Genomic DNA, 16,285 nt, shown 5'->3' with positions numbered 1-16,285 from the left:
CCCTCCTTGGTTATTAGGTTGTTACGCGTATCCAGCGTTCCTCTTCGTGGCTCTGAAGGATGGCGTCGGTAATGCACATGGACAGGTGTCCGTCCTCGAAAGTAGCGAAGTTCGGCCGGTCCTTGCGCGGGTCCTTACGGTCGCGGATGAATGTATAATATTGAAGCATCATGTTCTTCAGCGAATCCGGCCAGCCTTCCGTATGCCCGCCGGGGTGGTGGATGGATGTCCGAGCTTCCTCCAGGAACAGCGAGGGATCCGCCATCAGAACTTCGTTCGATTTGTCCCGGTGTCCGATCCACAGACTGGCGGGCTCCTCCTGTTTCCAATAAGCGGATTTTCGGTTGCCGTTCAACTCGAAGCTCAGCGCATTCTTACGGCCTGCGCTGGCTTGGGAAACAGTAAAGGAGCCCTTGCTCCCATCCTCGAACCGGACGAGCACCGACGCGCAATCCTCGGTGCTGACAGGCACCTCTTCGTAGGCGGTCTCGCCGCCGTCCGTCTGCAGGTCGAACGTTGCACCGCTCGCGATCGGCTTTTTCCGGACCGGGTGGACCGTCCACAAATCCGCGAAGACGGCCGTGATCCGCTTGCCTGTCACATACTGTACCGTATCGCACCAGTGCGAGCCGATGTCCGCGACTGCCCGCGACCTTCCGCCGGTCGCTTGGTCGAGCCGCCAATTATAGTCGGTATCGAACAGCAGCCAGTCCTGCAAGTAGCTGCCGTGCACAAGATGGATCGGGCCAAGCTCCCCTTGCTTTACCATCTCGGCCAGCTGCTTCATCATTGGGTATTGCCGGTAGTTGAAATTGACGCCGTGCACGACGCCGCGTTCGCGCGCCAGGCGAAGTAGTTCCGCCGACTCGCGGCTTGTCATGGCCAGCGGCTTCTCGGACAGCACATGCTTGCCCGCAGCGATAATGGCTTTGTTGATCTCGAAATGAAGGTGGTTCGGCGTGCAGTTGTGCACAACGTCGATGTCTGGATTGGCCAGCAGCTCCCGATAATCGCCATAGGCAAGCGGCACGCCAAGCTGTGCCGCTTTTTCCCGCGCCATCTCTTCGCCGTCCTGGGCCAGGGCAATGACTTCGACGAATTCGAGCCGGCGCATGGCCTCGATATGCGCCGGGCCGATAAAGCCGGTTCCGATGACGCCCGCCCGAATTTTGTGAGCCGTCATTTCTTGATCGCCTTTTTGCCGAACATCACGGCAAGGATGATGATAAGGCCCTTGATCATCATCTGCTGGGAAACGTCGAGGCCCATGATGATCAAGCCGTTGTTGATCGTGCCGATCATGATTGCGCCGACGACCGTTCCGATGATCGTGCCGACGCCGCCGAACAGGCTCGTGCCGCCGAGAATGACCGCGGCGATGACCGAGAGCTCGTCGCCTTCGCCGAAGGAAAACCGACCGGCGTTCATCCGGCCCGCATAGAGCAGTCCTGCCAGACCGGCCATCAAACCGGTACCAAGGAAGACGAGCAGCTTGATCCGCATCGTCTTGACGCCGGAAAAGCGGGCTGCGGTCTCATTGCCGCCCGTGGCCAGCGTCTGCCGACCGAACGACGTTTTGCGGAGCAGCACGTGCGCGATGACCGTGAACACCAGCGTCCAGATCAGCAGAACCGGAATCGGACCAATATCGCCCGAGCCGAAGATAAAGTTGAACGTATCGTTGACGATCGGTACCGGCGCCGTGTCCGTGACCCACATGGCAAGACCCTTAACCGCCCCCATCGTACCCAGTGTCACGAGGAATGACGGGATGGCCGCCTTCGTCACCAGCATGCCGTTGACCAGCCCGACAAGAACGCCGGTTCCGAGTCCGGCGATGAGACCGCCGATGACGCCAAAGCCGTGCGAAACCGCCAGGGCGCCCGTCAGCGAAGACAAGGCAGCGATGGAGCCGACGGAGAGGTCGATCTCGCCCGTGCTGATCACGAACGTCATCGCCAGACCCATCAGCGAGATGGTCGCCGTCTGCCGCACGATGTTGAGCAGGTTGCCCGTCGTCATAAAGCCGTCCGAATACAGGGTGACGGAGAAGTAAATGAGCACGCCGATGAATGCGATATAGACGATATAGTTGCGCCATTCGAAGCCCTTGAGTCCCGCGAACTGGGCCGGCTTCGCCGGATTAATACCCTTGGATTGCATACTGAAGCTCCTCCTCTGTGTGAATGTCCTGCCGCTCCAATTCCTTGATAAGCCGGCCTTCGTGCATGATCAGTACCCGGTCGCTGAGCGCCAGCAACTCAGGCAATTCGGAGGAAACGACCAGCACCGCTTTGCCGCTCTCCGCCATTTCGCGGACGATTTCGATGATTTCGGTTTTGGCGCCGATGTCGACGCCGATTGTCGGCTCGTCGAGCAGGAGAACATCCGGATCGTTCGCCAGCCATTTGGCGAGAACGATCTTTTGCTGGTTGCCGCCCGACAGCAGGTTACTCGTTTTGAAAATGTTGTCCGTCTTGATCTTCAGCCGTTCGACCATTCGCTTGCTGACGTCGTTCGCTTTACGGTCGTCAAGCCAGGGGCCTTTCTTCATCTTCCGGATGATGGGCAGGATCATGTTGTCCCGCACGCTGTGTTGCAGCACCAGACCCTGCACGCGCCGGTCCTCCGGGATAAGCGCGATGCCCGCGTCAATGGCATCGGTCGCGCTGCGAATGGTACGCCGTTTGCCGTTGATGCGGATTTCGCCGCCGTCCATCGGATCGATGCCGAAAATGGTGCGAAGCAGCTCCGTCCGCCCGCTTCCCATTAGGCCAGCAATGCCGACGATTTCGCCGGGTCGGATGCTCAGGCTCACGTCCCGGACGCGTTCACCCGAGGAGACGCCGAGCAGCTCCAGCACCGGCGCCGCTTCCTTCGCGTAGTGGCGCTCCACCCATTCGAACGCCTTATTGAAGGACTGGCCGACGATATGCTGGATAACGGACTCAAGGTTTGTCTCCTTGATCACTTCCGTCGTGATTTTACGGCCGTCCCGGAGGATCGTGATCCGGTCGCAGATTTTGAAAATTTCGTCCATCCGGTGCGAAATATAAATGATGGCATAGCCTTTGGCCTTCAGCTTTTCGATGAACGAGAACAGCACTTCCGTCTCCGTCTTCGTCAGCGACGAGGTCGGCTCGTCCATGATCAGCACTTTCGCTTCCTGCGACAGCGCTTTCGCAATTTCAGTCATCTGCCAATAGCCAACGCCGAAGTTCTGCACGACATCGTCCGGCTTGATGTCGACGCCCAGGTCGTTCAGGAGCTTCGCCGTCCGGATTTTGTTGTCCCTGTCGTCCAGCAGCCCCATCGCCGTCTTCGTCTCGCGCGTCAGAAAGATGTTCTGTGCAACCGTGAGCGTCGGGATCAGACTGAACTCCTGGAAGATCATCGAGATGTTGTTCGCCCTCGCATCTTCATAACTGTGAATCGTAACGGGCTTGCCCTCGATCCGGATTTCGCCCTTGTCGGCGGAATACACGCCGGTGAGAATTTTCATGAGCGTCGATTTGCCTGCCCCGTTGCCGCCCATCAGCGCATGAACCTCGCCTTTATTCACCGAGAAGCTGACATCGTCGAGAACCGTAATGCCGTTAAACGCCTTGGAAATGTTCGTCATCTCCAGCACGGGTTGATCCATTCGCACTCACCTTCTTTGTGGGATGGCGGGAAGGCCGCCCGGGTGCGGCCTTCCCGCCTGATTCTGCTCCTTATTGCTTCAGCGCGTTCTTCACACTGTCCGGTGCGTCCTGACCGTAAATCAGCTTCCAGTTGTCGAGCACATTCTCTTTCGTCACCTTGATCGCCGGGGACGCGACGTACGCGGGCGCCTGTTTGCCCAGCAGCGCGTAGCCCGCCAGAATCGCCTGCGCCACGCCCTGATCGTAAGGCAGCTGGGCGCCGAGACCGCGGACGATGCCATTGGACGCGATCGAAATCGCTACGTTCGTGCCGAGGTCGACCGTCGTCACGATCAGATCGTCCCGGCCGGCCGTCCGGGCGGCCGCCATAACTCCTTCGGCCGGCACGTCCCATGGGGCAAAGATTCCCTGAATGTCGGGATGTCGCGTCAACATCGCAGAAGCGACCTCTTCGCCCTTGTTCGGATCCGTGATGCCGCCGCGGGCCACGATTTCGATGTTCGGATATTTCTCCTTCATTCGTTTCTCGAAGGCGTCCGAGCGGTTCTTCGTGACGAAGAAGTTAACGTCATGGAAGACTACCCCGACCTTTCCCTTGCCGCCGAGCTTCTCGGCCATGATGTCCGCCGCGAGCGCGCCGTTGCCGTAATTGTCGCCCGATACGATGCTGATGTAATCCTTGCCGGGCTTCATGCCCTGAGCCGCGCCGTCCATGAACACCAGCTTGACGCCCTGCTGAACAGCTTTCTTGTAGGCGCCGGCCGTCGACACCGCATCGACCGGAACCGAAATCATGACGTCCGGCTTCTTCGCCAGCACCGTCTCGATGTCGTTCACCTGTTTCTCCGCTTTGAACTGGGCGTCCGTTACCGCAACCACCTTGATGCCCATCCGCTCAAAGGTGTTCTTCATGGCGCCGACGGCCGCGTTCATATAGTCGGTGCCGGAGTAATGCATGACGATGGCGGCCGTGTAATGGCCGTCCTTGATCTTCTTGAGCTCATCCTCGGTGAGCTTCAGCTCCTTGGCGGACACCGCCTTCTCACCGTTCGGACCGATGTCCTGCACCGGCAGGTCCGGAATGTTCGGATTGATCGTAAGCGGTCCGGATGCATCCGCACTGTAGTTTTTGGAGGTGACCTCCGTCGCCGCCGTATTTGTTTTTGCCGAGCCGCAGCCGGCAAGCGCCAGCCCGCTGACGAGCAGAACCGCGACTGCGGTTGTCCACGACTTTCTCTTCATGCTGCTTCCCCCGCTTTTTTGTTTTTTTGTCGAACCGGACGCTTGCGAACGATTCGTATCCTGAGTATATCTGGACCGAGGAAGCGGCTGTAGCCGACGATTTTAACCGCGCGGGGGGAAATTTTTAGCCGGAGGATCCTGACAAAAAAACCGGGTCCGCGAACGATTCGCGAACCCGGCACTCCATTCAGTAGCCTTCCATGATCATGAATTGCGAGACAGTATCCACCGCCTGGTCCAGCGCTGCCTTAGCCGACTGCCTGCCGGACAGGTAGCTCTGGATTGCGGTTTGCACAGCTTCGGACAGCTGATTGTAGTTCTTGATGCGCGGCCGGCCCACGCCGACGCGCAGCGACGCTCCCAGGACGTCGTAATATTCCCGCTGTGACGCGTCCGCAAGGTGCCGTGCCGCCTCGTAGGCCGACATACGCGTCACATGGTGGCGGTATTTCAGGTAGCCCTGCTGGGCCTCAACCCCCGTCAGGTAGGCAGCCAGGTCGAAGGCCGCCTGCTTCTGCCGGGAGTACTTGTTGACAGCCAGCCCCCACGAGCCGAAATGGGGTCCCCGTATGATCGTACCGTTCCGTTCCAAGCCGGGAAACATGAACGAGCCCACCTGACCCTGCACCTTAGGGTTCAGCTTCATGTCGTGATAATTCATCCCCATCGCCGTCTGCCCGTAGCCGAAGGCAATCTCGACCTCGTCCCAGGTGTACCCCGTTACGCCGGGAGGCGTCACCTTGTCCTTGAGGATCCAATCGCCATACGTCTCCAGCGCCCGGACACCAGCCGGCGAGTTGAAGACCGGCCGCAGATTCTGGTCGAACAGCTCCCCGCCATACACGTTCAGGAACGATTTGAAATCGACGAAATTGGCTTCGCTCATGCCCGCCATCAGCGTCGTGCCGTACAAGTCGATCGTTCCGTCCCCGTTTGTGTCGCGCGTAAAAAAACGGGCCAGATCGAGGTACTCGTCCAGCGTCTGCGGCACCTCGAGCTCGCGGCCGTACCGCTCCCGGAATGCGGAACGGTTGGCCGGGTCGAGGAACAAATCCTTCCGATAGCTGACGGTCAGCACATTGGATTGGATGGGCAGGCTCCAAATATCGAAGCCGGCGTTCTGGATGCGGTCCACATCGACGACGTCCATAGCGGGCGGTTGATGGCGCGACTGAATTGAATCGAAAACAGACGTATCCAGAAACACCTTGGTGATAAAATCGTCGACGCGGATTGGCGGGTTCGCGCTCCGGATGTAGGCGGAAAGCGGCTCCAGATGAGGAAGAATCCGCGGCATCCAAGGCGTATCCACGGCCATTAGGTCATACTGGTCGCTTTTTCGCGCGAGCTCCGAAAACACCTTTTCCTGCAGACTGTTGTAAGGAAACGTGTCGACTTCAACGGGTTGGCCAGTGATGGCCTGATAGCGCTCGGTCGCCGCAATCACGGCCTCCGAGCCGGCTTCAACCGTTGCGTACAACACCCGCAGTGGACGCGGCGCCGGGGGTTGCTCCTCGGGCCCGCCGCCACCTGACTGGCTGCACCCTGCGAGCAGCAGCGAAGCAACCAGCAGCGTAATCCATCCGACTCTCAATCGTTTCACTCCGGCTGTCTCTCTTCCGCACGGCATCCTAATCATGATCCTCCGGCACCCCGTCGATTCCATGCTGCCTGCGAAATTCGGAGGGCGAATAGCCGAATTCCCGTTTGAACAGGCTTCTGAAATAGGCATGATCCGCATAACCGGTCTCTTCGGCGATTTCATTGATTTTTTTATGCGTACGCAGCAGGCGTTCCCTGGCATACGACAGCCGTTTTCGCGTCAGGTAGCGGACAAAATTTTCGCCCATTTGCTGCTTGAACATCCGGCTCAGCGTGACGGGATGCACGTTCACCGCTTCCGCGACCGCCTCCAGGCTGACGTTCATGTCGGTGGAGTTCCCGATAAGCGCCAAGGCCTGCTGAAACCAGCTGCCGGGGGGCTGCTCCCGCTCCGAGCGCTCCTGGCGCTCCACGTCCTGGATGGCCTTTACGCCGCCAAGAACGATTCGCCGCAACCGCTGCTGAAGTTCTTCCCAGGAGGCATGGTTCGACACCCATTGCTGCCAGTAGCGCAGCGTATCCTCGTCGACGATAAGCATGTCCTTCTTCGTCAACCCTTCGTCCAGAAGCGCCATCAAATAGGCACACTGGTGCTCCAGGGCGTTATAATCCAGATGGCCAAGGCTGTCCATCCATTCGTCGAAGGCACGCTCCAGCTCTCCGTAATCGCCGCCGCGCGCATGCAGGACGATCCGCTCCCGGCAGGCGGCAGCCCGGCGCGCCCATTCCTTGCCCGAGCGGCCGCCGTTGTCCGCTGCCGGACGCGAATGAAAAAACATGCGGGCCCGATGCTTCCGGTATTCGGCCAGAAAAGACGGTAGGAAAGCCGCCTTTTCCCGGAAGCCTCCGGACGCCGGCTCTACCGTCATGCCGACGACGGCCCCTTCCGTTCCGTCCTCCAAGGCGAAGGTAAAGACCAGGCCGGTTTCGCCGTTACGCGGACTCGCCGATTCCATATCCCGGGGCTCGAAGGAGACTGCCTTCCACAGCCTTTCGTCGAACCAGATTCCCGCTTCCTGCGGCACGATCCGGAAACCGGCGAGCATGGGAATGCTTACGGCGTCGATCCGCTGCCGCATGTCCTGGAGCAGCAGCATCTGCAGGGAGTCTCGGACCCTGTCGACGATTTCCCTGAGCTGTACGCGGTCCGCGGGCTTCAGCAGATAGTCCGATGCCCCGGATTGCAGCGCCTGCCTCGCGTATTCAAAATCATCGTACCCTGATATAATGACCACATGCATGGCCGGGTAACTGGCTTTCAGCCGTTTGAGGATGTCAATCCCCCCGATCTCCGGCATGCGGATATCCAGGAAGGTCAGATCCGGGCGTACCATCTCAATTCGCTCCAGCGCCTGATGACCGAATTCGGCGTCAAATATTTCGTCGTCCGGAAACAGCGCATTCAACTTCTGAAGAATGCTCATCCGGACCTCCCGTTCGTCGTCGACCACACAGATTTTCATAATCGAACTCGCTCCTTCCGGCCAACCTGAGCTGGAGTACGTCACACGCCAGGAGGTAGCCTCACGTGGCCCTGCCCGCCTTTGTCATGCGTATCGTAAACCGGCTTAGCTTGAAATTCAAGCTGTTCGTCTTGCTGATCCTGATATCCATCATCCCAATAACCCTGGTCGGTTACAACTCCAATACGTTCATGTTCCGCTCGGGAACGGCGTATTCCGGCTCCATCTCATCGCAATACGTGGATTTCGTATCGACGGAGTTGAACGCCTACCTCCAGAGCCTGAATCAATCCTTCGACCCCCTGTTCAGCACGCCGGCCTTCGTCCATTACATGGGTACGCCGGACAGCTGGCTGAAGGAGCAGGCGGAGGATCTCATGCGGTTCCGGCCGCTCGTCCGGAGCTCGCTGCAATTCCACCCCGAAGTGATCGGCGTTCTCTACTTGGACCGCTTGGGGAAAGTGTACTTCGACTCCTATCAGCGGCAGCTCGATCCGGCCTTTGCCTTCGGCGAAGACCCATGGTACCGGAAGGCGTTCCGGATCAACCGGAATGCGCTGAGCGAGCCGCACACCATGCCGTACGTGCTACACAGCAAAGATACGACGTTCTCCTATGTCCGGCCCATCCTGGACACGGATACCGGCGTAACGCGGGCCGTTTTCGTCGTGGAAATCCAGGAGAACCGGATCAAGAGTATGCTCCGGGGCGAGCAGACCGGCCGACCGGGTCAGGTGATCTTGATGCACACCCAAACCGGTGCCACCGTGTCGGAGACGCCGGTCGATTCCGGCGTCATGCGCGATTTCAAAACCACACTGGTCGGTCACGCCGGGTCGAAGCAGCCGTTCCTTTTCCGCTCCGGCCCTACCGAATACCAAGCCAGCTACGCCGCGCTACCCGACAGCGAATGGCTGGTCGTCTGGACCGCGCCCCTGAATACGATCAATAAAGCGGTGCGGCAGACGGTTCAACTGTCGCTGCTGATTGCGGTCCTCAGCCTGCTAACGGCACTCATCGTTGCGTTTCCGGTCATGAGCGTTATTCTGCGTCCGCTGTACAAGCTGAAGGCCGGCATGCTGAATCTGGGGCAGGGCAAGTACGTGCCGATTCCACAGGGCGAACGGTACGACGAGATCGGCTACCTGATCCGCAGCTTCAACCAGACGCTGGAGAAGCTGCAGCGGATGGAGCGCGAAGTGTACCAGGCCAACCTGCGGGAAAAGGAGCGCGAGCTGCTGCAGCTGCAGGCCCAGATCAATCCACATTTCCTGTTCAATACGCTCGAAACGATCGATTCCTACGCTTCCCGGAACAACGGCGATGCGGTAGGCGACATGGTGCAGTCGGTCTCGCGCATGATGCGCTTTACGGTCCGGAACGATGACGGCTGGGCGCCGCTCCGCGAGGAGCTGGATTACATCCGAAATTTCCTGACCATCCATTATTACCGGAACGGCCGGGACGTAAGCGCCATGTTTGACATCGATCCAGCGGCCATGGACGTGCAGGTCATGAAGCTCAGCATTCAACCGTATTTCGAGAACGCGATCAAATACGGCTGGAGCCCCAACATGACGGCGGACGAATTCAAGCTCACCGTGAAGGTGTCCCTGCAGGAGAATCTTCTGGAGGTCGACGTTCAAGATACGGGCACCGGCATGCCGCCGGACGTGCTTCGTCGTATCCGTCAGCTGATTGCGGAACAAGGCGAGTCGAAGGACCCTTATTTCCGGTCGCATACCGGCGTCCGAAACACCTTCCGCCGGCTGTTTCTCGTCTACGGCAGCGAGGCAGATGTCGTCGTCGAGAGCAAGCCCGGCGAGGGAACGCGTTTCCGGTTCCGGGTTCCAGCCGGACGACCGGCCCTTTAAGCCCCCTGCGAGATGAAACGACAAAGAGGCAGTCCCGAACGGCGATCCGCTCGGGACTGTCTCTGTTTCATGTTCTCGGGTGTTCCGGGAAGGTTACTCGACCGTTTTGACCCATGTGCCGCTCTTTGCGGAAGCCATGATGGCGTCGGAAATTACATGGATGCGGTAGCCGTCGTGGAAGTTCGGCGATACGTCGGTATCGTTGACAATGGCAGAGATGAAGTCATGCGCTTCGATGATTTTCGTCTCGCCATAGCCGATGCCGAGGGCGGGAATAGGCCATAGCTCCGGGCCGTATGGATGCGCCGGACCCGTGTAGATCGTCCGGAATCCGCGGCGGTCGTCCGGATCGTCGGCAAAGCAGACCTGCAGTTCGTCGCGGCGCTCGTAGTTGAACGCGATGGAGCCTTTTTCGCCATGGATTTCGAACGTCAGAAAGTTGTTGCGTCCCCACGCGTTACGCGTCGCTTCAATGCTGCCGACCGCACCATTCTCGAACCGGAGCAGCGTGCTGATCTCGTCATCGACGTCGACGGCTTCCTTCTTGACCTCGCCCGAAGCCTTCACGGTCCCGAGCTTGTCGACCGGCCCGGACGATACCGGACGCTCCTTGATCCAGGTCTGCGCCGTGCCTATGACCTCCGTAATTTCGCCCACCAGATAGCGGGCAAAATCGATGACGTGGGTACCGATGTCGCCCAGCGTACCCGATCCCGCGATATCCTTCCGGAACCGCCAGGACAGCGGCGAATTCGGATCGGCCGACCAGTCCTGCAAGTAGGTCCCGCGGAAGTTCAGCACGCGCCCGATCGCGCCTTCCTCGATGTATTTCTTCGCCAGCACGACGGCGGGCGTCCGGCGGTAGTTGAAAGCGACCATATGCTTGACGCCGGCTGCGGTGACGGCATCCAGCATCTGCTTGGCTTCCTCGGTCGTCCGGGCAAGCGGCTTCTCGGAAATAATGTGCTTTCCTGCCTTGGCCGCCGCGATCGCGATTTCGGCATGCGTATTGTTCGGCGTCACGATGTCGATAATGTCGATGGAAGGATCCTCGACAACCTTTCTCCAGTCGGAGGCGTAGGATTCGAAGCCGTAACGGGCTGCCGCTTCCTTCGCCAAGTCGTCTCGGATATCCACGACAGTCTTACGGAACGGAATGGCCGGCGCCGGCCAGAAGAACATCGGCATCCCCGCATAGGCGAGCGAGTGGGCCTTGCCCATAAACCCCCCGCCGATCATTCCAACATTTAACGTACGCATGTGGCAATCTCTCCTTTTCTGTCCGCACCTGCTTGTTGGGCACGGAACTTCCGCATCTGCTTATACGCCTTATTTCTTGGCCGCGTCCTGAATCGTTTTGGGCGCATCCGCATGGTACACGGTCTTCCACGAATCCAAGATGTTCTCATGATTGACGGGCAGCGCCGGAACCGCTACATAAGAAGGTGTCTCCTTGCCGAGCAGCGCATTTGCGGCCAGGATGGCCTCCGCTACGCCTTGGTCGTACGGCAGTTGGGCGCCGAGACCCTTAATCATGCCGCCCTTGGCGATTTCCAAGGCGACGTTCGTGCCGAGATCGATCGTGGAAATGGCGAGATCAGTGCGGCCTGCCGAACGGGCGGCGGCTATGGCGCCTTCAGCCGGGACATCCCATACGACGAACATGCCCTTCAGCTTGGGGTGCTTGGTCAGCATTGCCGCAGCTACTTTCTCACCGTCATTCGGGCCTGCAATGCCGCCGCGCTCTACGATATGAATATTGGGATACGATTCCTTGATCGTTTTCTCGAACGCTTCGGTGCGCTGCTTCGTGACGAAGAAGTCTGCGTCGTGGTAGATTACGCCGATGTCGCCTTCTTCACCGATCGCTTTTGCGAGGATGTGTGCGGCTTCAACGCCGTTGCCGTAGTTGTCGGCGGAAACGACACTCACATAATCCTTGCCGGCTGTAAGACCGGCGGCTTTATTGTCCATGAAGACGAGCTTGACGCCCTGAGCGGCCGCTTTCTTGTACGCACTTGCCGTGGATACGGCGTCGACCGGAATGCTGACGAGAATATCCGGCTTCTTGGCCAGAATCGTCTCGATATTGGCCACCTGCGTCTCGGCCTTGAAGTTCGCGTCAGTTGTGGCGACGATCTCGATGTTCATCTTGGCGAAGGTATCCTTAAGCCCCTTAAGCTGAGCGGCCGACCAGTCGTTTCCGGCATAGTGCATGGAGATCGCCGCCGTGTAGTTGCCTTCCTTGACCTTAGCCAGATCCTCCGGCGAGAGCGACAGCGTCTTGGCGGAGACGGCGCTTTCGCCGTCGGGACCCTTGCTCAGGATATCCTTGTCCGGCAGGTCCTGGTTAATGGTGATCGGGCCGTCGGCAGCGCCGCCCGCATCCGCCGTCCCCGTATTCGACGTTGTGTTGGCTGCGGCACCGGATGCCGTGTTGTCCGGCGCGCCACCGGCGTTATTCGTATTCGCTTTCGAGCCTCCGTTGCCGCAGGCTGCGAGCAATAACAGGCAGACGAGCATAATGGAAAGCAGGGTCGATCTTTTCATAACTTATGGCCCCCCAAATTTGGTTTATACTAACCTTCTATCGCAAATGCAGCGTATCTCTCAGATATGCTCTGCTTCTGCCTGCCGCCTTCGCCGGATCGTCGTGGCTGTCCAGTTCGATCGTAACCCAACCGTCGTAGCCCTGCTCCCGCAGAAGCCTCAGCATGTCACCGAACGACTGTCCGCCTTCACCGAGTGGGACGAATGCGCCCGAGCGGTAATCCTTGAAGTGAATGTATGTGATCCGGCTGCCGTATTTCCGGATGACCTCCAGCGGGTCGCCGCCTCCCGCCTCGATATGCGCCGTATCCGGACAAAGCGGAATGTCGGTCAGCGGCATCAGCCGGTCCAACTGATCGGGGCGCTCCACCATGGTACCCAGATGCGGATGATAGCTGGCCTGCAGGCCGTGTCGCCTTGCAATCCCGGCAGCGATGTCGAGCCCTTTGGCAAGCGCGGCAAAGTCCTCGTCCCGTATACCGGCAGCGCGGACGGCTCCTCCGCCGAGCACCAGATGCTCCGCGCCCGCTGCGGCGGCAAGCTCGGCCGTTTTCTCGATTTTGGCCATTTCGTCCGACAGGATGTCCTCATAGATGAAGTTGGCGCCGGTATATACGCCGATCAGGTCCAAGCCGCTGCCGCTCAGCAGCCGGCGGAATTCGTCCATCCGGTTCTCGTACTGGACCAGGTTGCCGTCGAACAGCTCAATCCCCTGGTAGCCGGCAGCCGCAATGTCGCGGATCGCCTGCTCCGTGGAACCATTGGCCAGATAGAACAGATCTTTGACCGACGTGACTCCGGCCGGATGACCGACAACGCCCCCCCATGTATTCGTCTGATAGCCGATTTTCATGTTTCATCCTCCTTCCCCTTTTGATGATAGCGCCTTCATCTTCCTGCAACGTAACAGGCACGGTTGGCTGCTAAGCCAAGTATAAAAGGCATTGCGAACCGGAATAAGCGGAATAAATTAGCCGGAAGGGCTGATATTTTTAGCGTTGATTGTTTTGCGTCCCCTCTTATCACGGAAGCAACGTAACAGCCTCGCGGTTGCGGTGCTCCCGGAGGCTACAATTGCTGTCAACATCCTAATGCTTATTGATCTATCGTACCCGTTAGCCATCCATTCATCTCTTTGCTGCACCACAGAGCATGAGGGAAAAAATCTTATTGTAATGATTTATTATCGCCAGGCAGTGAAATATGTTCTAATACCCAAGATTTATCTCTTTTTTTACTGTAAACTGCAAAATACTCATTATTAGTTTCGATTAAATTCCAAACCATTGGTTCATCAACAATAACCTTGAATGCCTTGTCTTTATCCGAATTGGTTGGATCAAAAGCCATAATCCACGCTTCCTTATAATCATCTGAATATTTTTTGTCAATAACCATTAAATACGAAGTGGTTGATGTGAACGGACCATCATATTTGCAACCTGCCAGTATAATAACCATAATGGTAACTAGAAAACTGATACTCCTCCTCATTAAAACCCTCCATTTGCTCATTTCAATTGATACGAATTCTTATATCCGAATGTTACATTATTCTGCCCTTTAGTTTAGAACCGTTGTCGATGCTTTCTCATGCCCCAACATGCCTTGAATAAAGTCTAACGCCCTGTTAACTTCCGTTCGCTTAACGCCTAAGGCCAGCATACAACTATACGATTGTTCTTTATTTTCACCGAACAGCATGAAAAAACCGGCAGATCACGCTTGTGATGGTACCGGTTCGAAGATATTCGTGAATTAATATTGATTACGTGGTGAATGGAGAAGGTCACCACAACATGCATGCCATACGCGAGTAATACCAAGGAAGACTCCCCGCCTCAAATAGGCAACAGTTTTAAACTTACTTGTCCGTCTCATCAAACAGCCAGTTTAAATCGACGTGAAACCTTTTTCTTAATTCACTCAAAGTTACCGCTGATGGTTTAGTCTTGCCTTGTTCGATTTCGCTCAATCTGCCTTGAGAGATCCCAATAGCATTTGCGAATGAGATTTGGTTGAGTTTATGTTGCTCGCGTATATACTTAACCTTCCGGCCAATCGAGTTCATTTTAGCTTCACTCGCTCTTCTAAGAAGTAAGCTCAACTTAGCCAATGTCATACAGGTTGTGCCAGATCTTGTTCCAAAAAACCACTCAACTTGAAACCCGAAAGCATGTTCGCAAACCTTGATGCATTATAGAGATATTGGCTATATCGAACGGAGTAAACTCCTTGGTAAATCAGGGGATTTTCCAAGTTACCTGTGACAAACAGACGTTCCAATTCAGTGCCAAACAACGTTCCAACTAGTGACAAGGTGAATTACAACTCACACGATGGCTATTTGCCGAATGCATGCTCACGCTGGCGCAGCGCCTCATACAGCACCACGGTCGCCGCCATCGCGACGTTGAGCGATTCCGACCGGCCTTTCATCGGGATGATGATGCCGAGATCGAGCTGCTCCAACGTCTGCTCGGACAGGCCTTCGGCTTCATTCCCGAATAACAGCCATACCGGCCCGGTAAAGTCGCATTCATAACAGCTTCTCGCCGCCTGCAGGCTCGTTCCTGCCAGCAGCATGCCCCGCTCCCGGGCCTTCGGCAGCGCCTCGGCGAGATCCATCTCCAGCACCGGGAGATGGAACAGGCTGCCCATCGTCGAGCGGACGGTCTTTGGATTGTAGAGATCGACGCAGCCGCGGCCGAGAATGACGGCATCGGCTCCGGCCGCATCCGCGCTGCGGATGATCGTGCCGGCATTGCCGGGATCACGGACGGCATCGAGCACGACGACAAGCGCATCCGGCTTGTGCAGTGCCGCTTCGTCGTAGGAAGGCTTGTCCACGACGGCGAACACCGGCGGCGGCGAATCCGTTCCGGTGCATTTGGCCAAGACCGCTGCCGAAGCAGGGACAAGCTCCGCCGCCGAATCGCGAAGCAAAGGCTCCAGCTCGGCAGGCATGCCCCGCCCGGCATCGTATACGATCGTGCCGACGGCGGCTCCGCATATAAGCGCTTCCTTGACCATATGGACGCCTTCAGCCAGGAATTGGCCGCTGCGCTTGCGGCCCTTGGCATCCAGCAAGGCCGTCCAAGCTTTTACGCGGGGATTAGAGGTTGAGGTCAACGGTTCGCTGATCACTTCCGGTTCAATTCCTCCTCGATGGAATAGGCGACCTCGAGGCCGGTCAGATCGCGGTTCGCCCCGACGACGACAAGCACTTCATCCGCTTCGATGACATGATCCGGCATCGGGGATATATCCATCTTTCCATGCGTTTTGATGGCCATGATGTTGCAGCGATGCCTGGCACGTATATCCAGCTGCTTGAGCGTGCGCCCTACCATGGCGGGTGGAGCCTGGATTTCGATGATGCCGTAATCCGGGGACAGCTCGATGAAGTCCAGCACATTTGGGGAGATCAGGTGATGGGCCACGCGCAGGCCCATGTCCCGCTCCGGGAACACGACGCGGTCCGCTCCGATTTTGCTGAGCACTTTGCCGTGCAGCTCGTTTTGGGCTTTGACAATCAAATAAGGGACTCCCAAATCCTTCAGGATCAGCGTCGTCAGGATGCTGGCCTGAATGTCCTCTCCGATGGCGACGACGACGACGTCGAAGTTGCGGATGCCGAGAGCGCGCAGAGCCTCTTCATCCGTCGTGTCCGCCATTACCGCATGGGTGACGAGGGGAGAGATCTCCTGAATCCGCTGCTCGTCGCTGTCGATTGCAAGCACTTCGAATCCCATCTCGGACAGGGACTGAGCTACGCTGGAGCCGAAACGGCCCATGCCGATTACGGTATATTGCTTTTTGCGCATGAAATAGTTCTCCGCCTTTCTTAAGGGCTGCATACCGTTCAGTATACCATATCCAGCTCTTTTCTTTCCCGCATCCGGACCGC

General features: G+C 57.7%; 14 protein-coding genes. 1 reads left to right on the top strand and 13 read right to left on the bottom strand.

What is annotated here, in order from left to right; all coding sequences use genetic code 11:
• Positions 1–13: 13 nt before the first annotated feature.
• From AC06G8_RS06440 to AC06G8_RS06415, 6 genes are all read right to left on the bottom strand, one after another.
• Positions 14–1,183, bottom strand: coding sequence for a Gfo/Idh/MocA family protein (locus AC06G8_RS06440; protein ID WP_480284765.1), 1,170 nt, complete (start codon positions 1,181–1,183; stop codon positions 14–16).
• Positions 1,180–2,163: an ABC transporter permease gene (locus tag AC06G8_RS06435; RefSeq protein WP_480284764.1), complete on the bottom strand. Its 984-nt coding sequence runs from the start codon at positions 2,161–2,163 to the stop codon at positions 1,180–1,182. The genes AC06G8_RS06440 and AC06G8_RS06435 overlap by 4 nt, the downstream gene beginning before the upstream one ends.
• Entirely contained in the window at positions 2,144–3,643 is a 1,500-nt protein-coding gene (locus AC06G8_RS06430; RefSeq protein WP_480284763.1) for a sugar ABC transporter ATP-binding protein, read from the bottom strand. The genes AC06G8_RS06435 and AC06G8_RS06430 overlap by 20 nt, the downstream gene beginning before the upstream one ends.
• Positions 3,644–3,713: 70 nt before the next feature.
• Positions 3,714–4,886 (bottom strand): substrate-binding domain-containing protein, encoded by a 1,173-nt coding sequence (locus tag AC06G8_RS06425; RefSeq protein WP_480284762.1) that lies wholly within the window; start codon positions 4,884–4,886, stop codon positions 3,714–3,716.
• A 187-nt stretch (positions 4,887–5,073) separates the two neighbouring features.
• Complete coding sequence (locus AC06G8_RS06420; RefSeq protein ID WP_480284761.1) at positions 5,074–6,489, bottom strand: ABC transporter substrate-binding protein; 1,416 nt, start codon at positions 6,487–6,489, stop codon at positions 5,074–5,076.
• A gap of 28 nt (positions 6,490–6,517) precedes the next feature.
• Positions 6,518–7,951 carry a response regulator gene (locus AC06G8_RS06415; RefSeq protein WP_480284760.1) on the bottom strand — a complete coding sequence of 478 codons (1,434 nt, stop codon included), beginning with the start codon at positions 7,949–7,951 and terminating at the stop codon, positions 6,518–6,520.
• A gap of 65 nt (positions 7,952–8,016) precedes the next feature.
• Between AC06G8_RS06415 and AC06G8_RS06410 the strand changes: the two genes are divergently transcribed.
• Entirely contained in the window at positions 8,017–9,825 is a 1,809-nt protein-coding gene (locus AC06G8_RS06410) for a cache domain-containing sensor histidine kinase (RefSeq protein WP_480284759.1), read from the top strand.
• A gap of 93 nt (positions 9,826–9,918) precedes the next feature.
• On the opposite strand, the gene AC06G8_RS06405 is transcribed toward AC06G8_RS06410, so the two are convergent.
• The 7 genes from AC06G8_RS06405 to AC06G8_RS06375 form a co-directional block, all read right to left on the bottom strand.
• Positions 9,919–11,085 carry a levoglucosan dehydrogenase gene (locus tag AC06G8_RS06405; protein ID WP_480284758.1) on the bottom strand — a complete coding sequence of 389 codons (1,167 nt, stop codon included), beginning with the start codon at positions 11,083–11,085 and terminating at the stop codon, positions 9,919–9,921.
• Positions 11,086–11,154: 69 nt separating this feature from the next.
• Complete coding sequence (locus AC06G8_RS06400) at positions 11,155–12,375, bottom strand: substrate-binding domain-containing protein (RefSeq protein WP_480284757.1); 1,221 nt, start codon at positions 12,373–12,375, stop codon at positions 11,155–11,157.
• 37 nt (positions 12,376–12,412) lie between these two features.
• A complete protein-coding gene (locus AC06G8_RS06395; RefSeq protein ID WP_480284756.1) occupies positions 12,413–13,228 on the bottom strand; it encodes a sugar phosphate isomerase/epimerase family protein in 816 nt (271 codons plus the stop codon).
• 314 nt (positions 13,229–13,542) lie between these two features.
• Positions 13,543–13,869: a hypothetical protein gene (locus AC06G8_RS06390; RefSeq protein WP_480284755.1), complete on the bottom strand. Its 327-nt coding sequence runs from the start codon at positions 13,867–13,869 to the stop codon at positions 13,543–13,545.
• Between the two features lie 370 nt (positions 13,870–14,239).
• A complete protein-coding gene (locus AC06G8_RS06385) occupies positions 14,240–14,446 on the bottom strand; it encodes a helix-turn-helix domain-containing protein (RefSeq protein ID WP_480284754.1) in 207 nt (68 codons plus the stop codon).
• A 272-nt stretch (positions 14,447–14,718) separates the two neighbouring features.
• Complete coding sequence (locus AC06G8_RS06380; protein ID WP_480284753.1) at positions 14,719–15,522, bottom strand: TrmH family RNA methyltransferase; 804 nt, start codon at positions 15,520–15,522, stop codon at positions 14,719–14,721.
• Positions 15,519–16,202 carry a potassium channel family protein gene (locus tag AC06G8_RS06375; RefSeq protein WP_447665356.1) on the bottom strand — a complete coding sequence of 228 codons (684 nt, stop codon included), beginning with the start codon at positions 16,200–16,202 and terminating at the stop codon, positions 15,519–15,521. Before AC06G8_RS06375 ends, AC06G8_RS06380 begins: the two co-directional genes overlap by 4 nt.
• Positions 16,203–16,285: the final 83 nt, after the last annotated feature.

The sequence above is a fragment of the Paenibacillus sp. SJS-P3 genome (assembly GCF_056711585.1).
The sequence above is the reverse complement of the archived record's forward strand: the minus strand, read 5'-3'. Positions and strand labels throughout refer to the sequence as shown.

Excerpts from the sequence above, each read along its gene's own strand:
- AC06G8_RS06415 (WP_480284760.1), bottom strand. The coding sequence starts at position 7,951 with ATGAAAATCTGTGTGGTCGACGACGAACGGGAGGTCCGGATGAGCATT.
- AC06G8_RS06395 (WP_480284756.1), bottom strand. The coding sequence starts at position 13,228 with ATGAAAATCGGCTATCAGACGAATACATGGGGGGGCGTTGTCGGTCAT.
- AC06G8_RS06400 (WP_480284757.1), bottom strand. The coding sequence starts at position 12,375 with ATGAAAAGATCGACCCTGCTTTCCATTATGCTCGTCTGCCTGTTATTG.
- AC06G8_RS06385 (WP_480284754.1), bottom strand. The coding sequence starts at position 14,446 with ATGAACTCGATTGGCCGGAAGGTTAAGTATATACGCGAGCAACATAAA.
- AC06G8_RS06425 (WP_480284762.1), bottom strand. The coding sequence starts at position 4,886 with ATGAAGAGAAAGTCGTGGACAACCGCAGTCGCGGTTCTGCTCGTCAGC.
- AC06G8_RS06435 (WP_480284764.1), bottom strand. The coding sequence starts at position 2,163 with ATGCAATCCAAGGGTATTAATCCGGCGAAGCCGGCCCAGTTCGCGGGA.
- AC06G8_RS06440 (WP_480284765.1), bottom strand. The coding sequence starts at position 1,183 with ATGACGGCTCACAAAATTCGGGCGGGCGTCATCGGAACCGGCTTTATC.
- AC06G8_RS06405 (WP_480284758.1), bottom strand. The coding sequence starts at position 11,085 with ATGCGTACGTTAAATGTTGGAATGATCGGCGGGGGGTTTATGGGCAAG.
- AC06G8_RS06430 (WP_480284763.1), bottom strand. The coding sequence starts at position 3,643 with ATGGATCAACCCGTGCTGGAGATGACGAACATTTCCAAGGCGTTTAAC.
- AC06G8_RS06390 (WP_480284755.1), bottom strand. The coding sequence starts at position 13,869 with ATGAGGAGGAGTATCAGTTTTCTAGTTACCATTATGGTTATTATACTG.
- AC06G8_RS06375 (WP_447665356.1), bottom strand. The coding sequence starts at position 16,202 with ATGCGCAAAAAGCAATATACCGTAATCGGCATGGGCCGTTTCGGCTCC.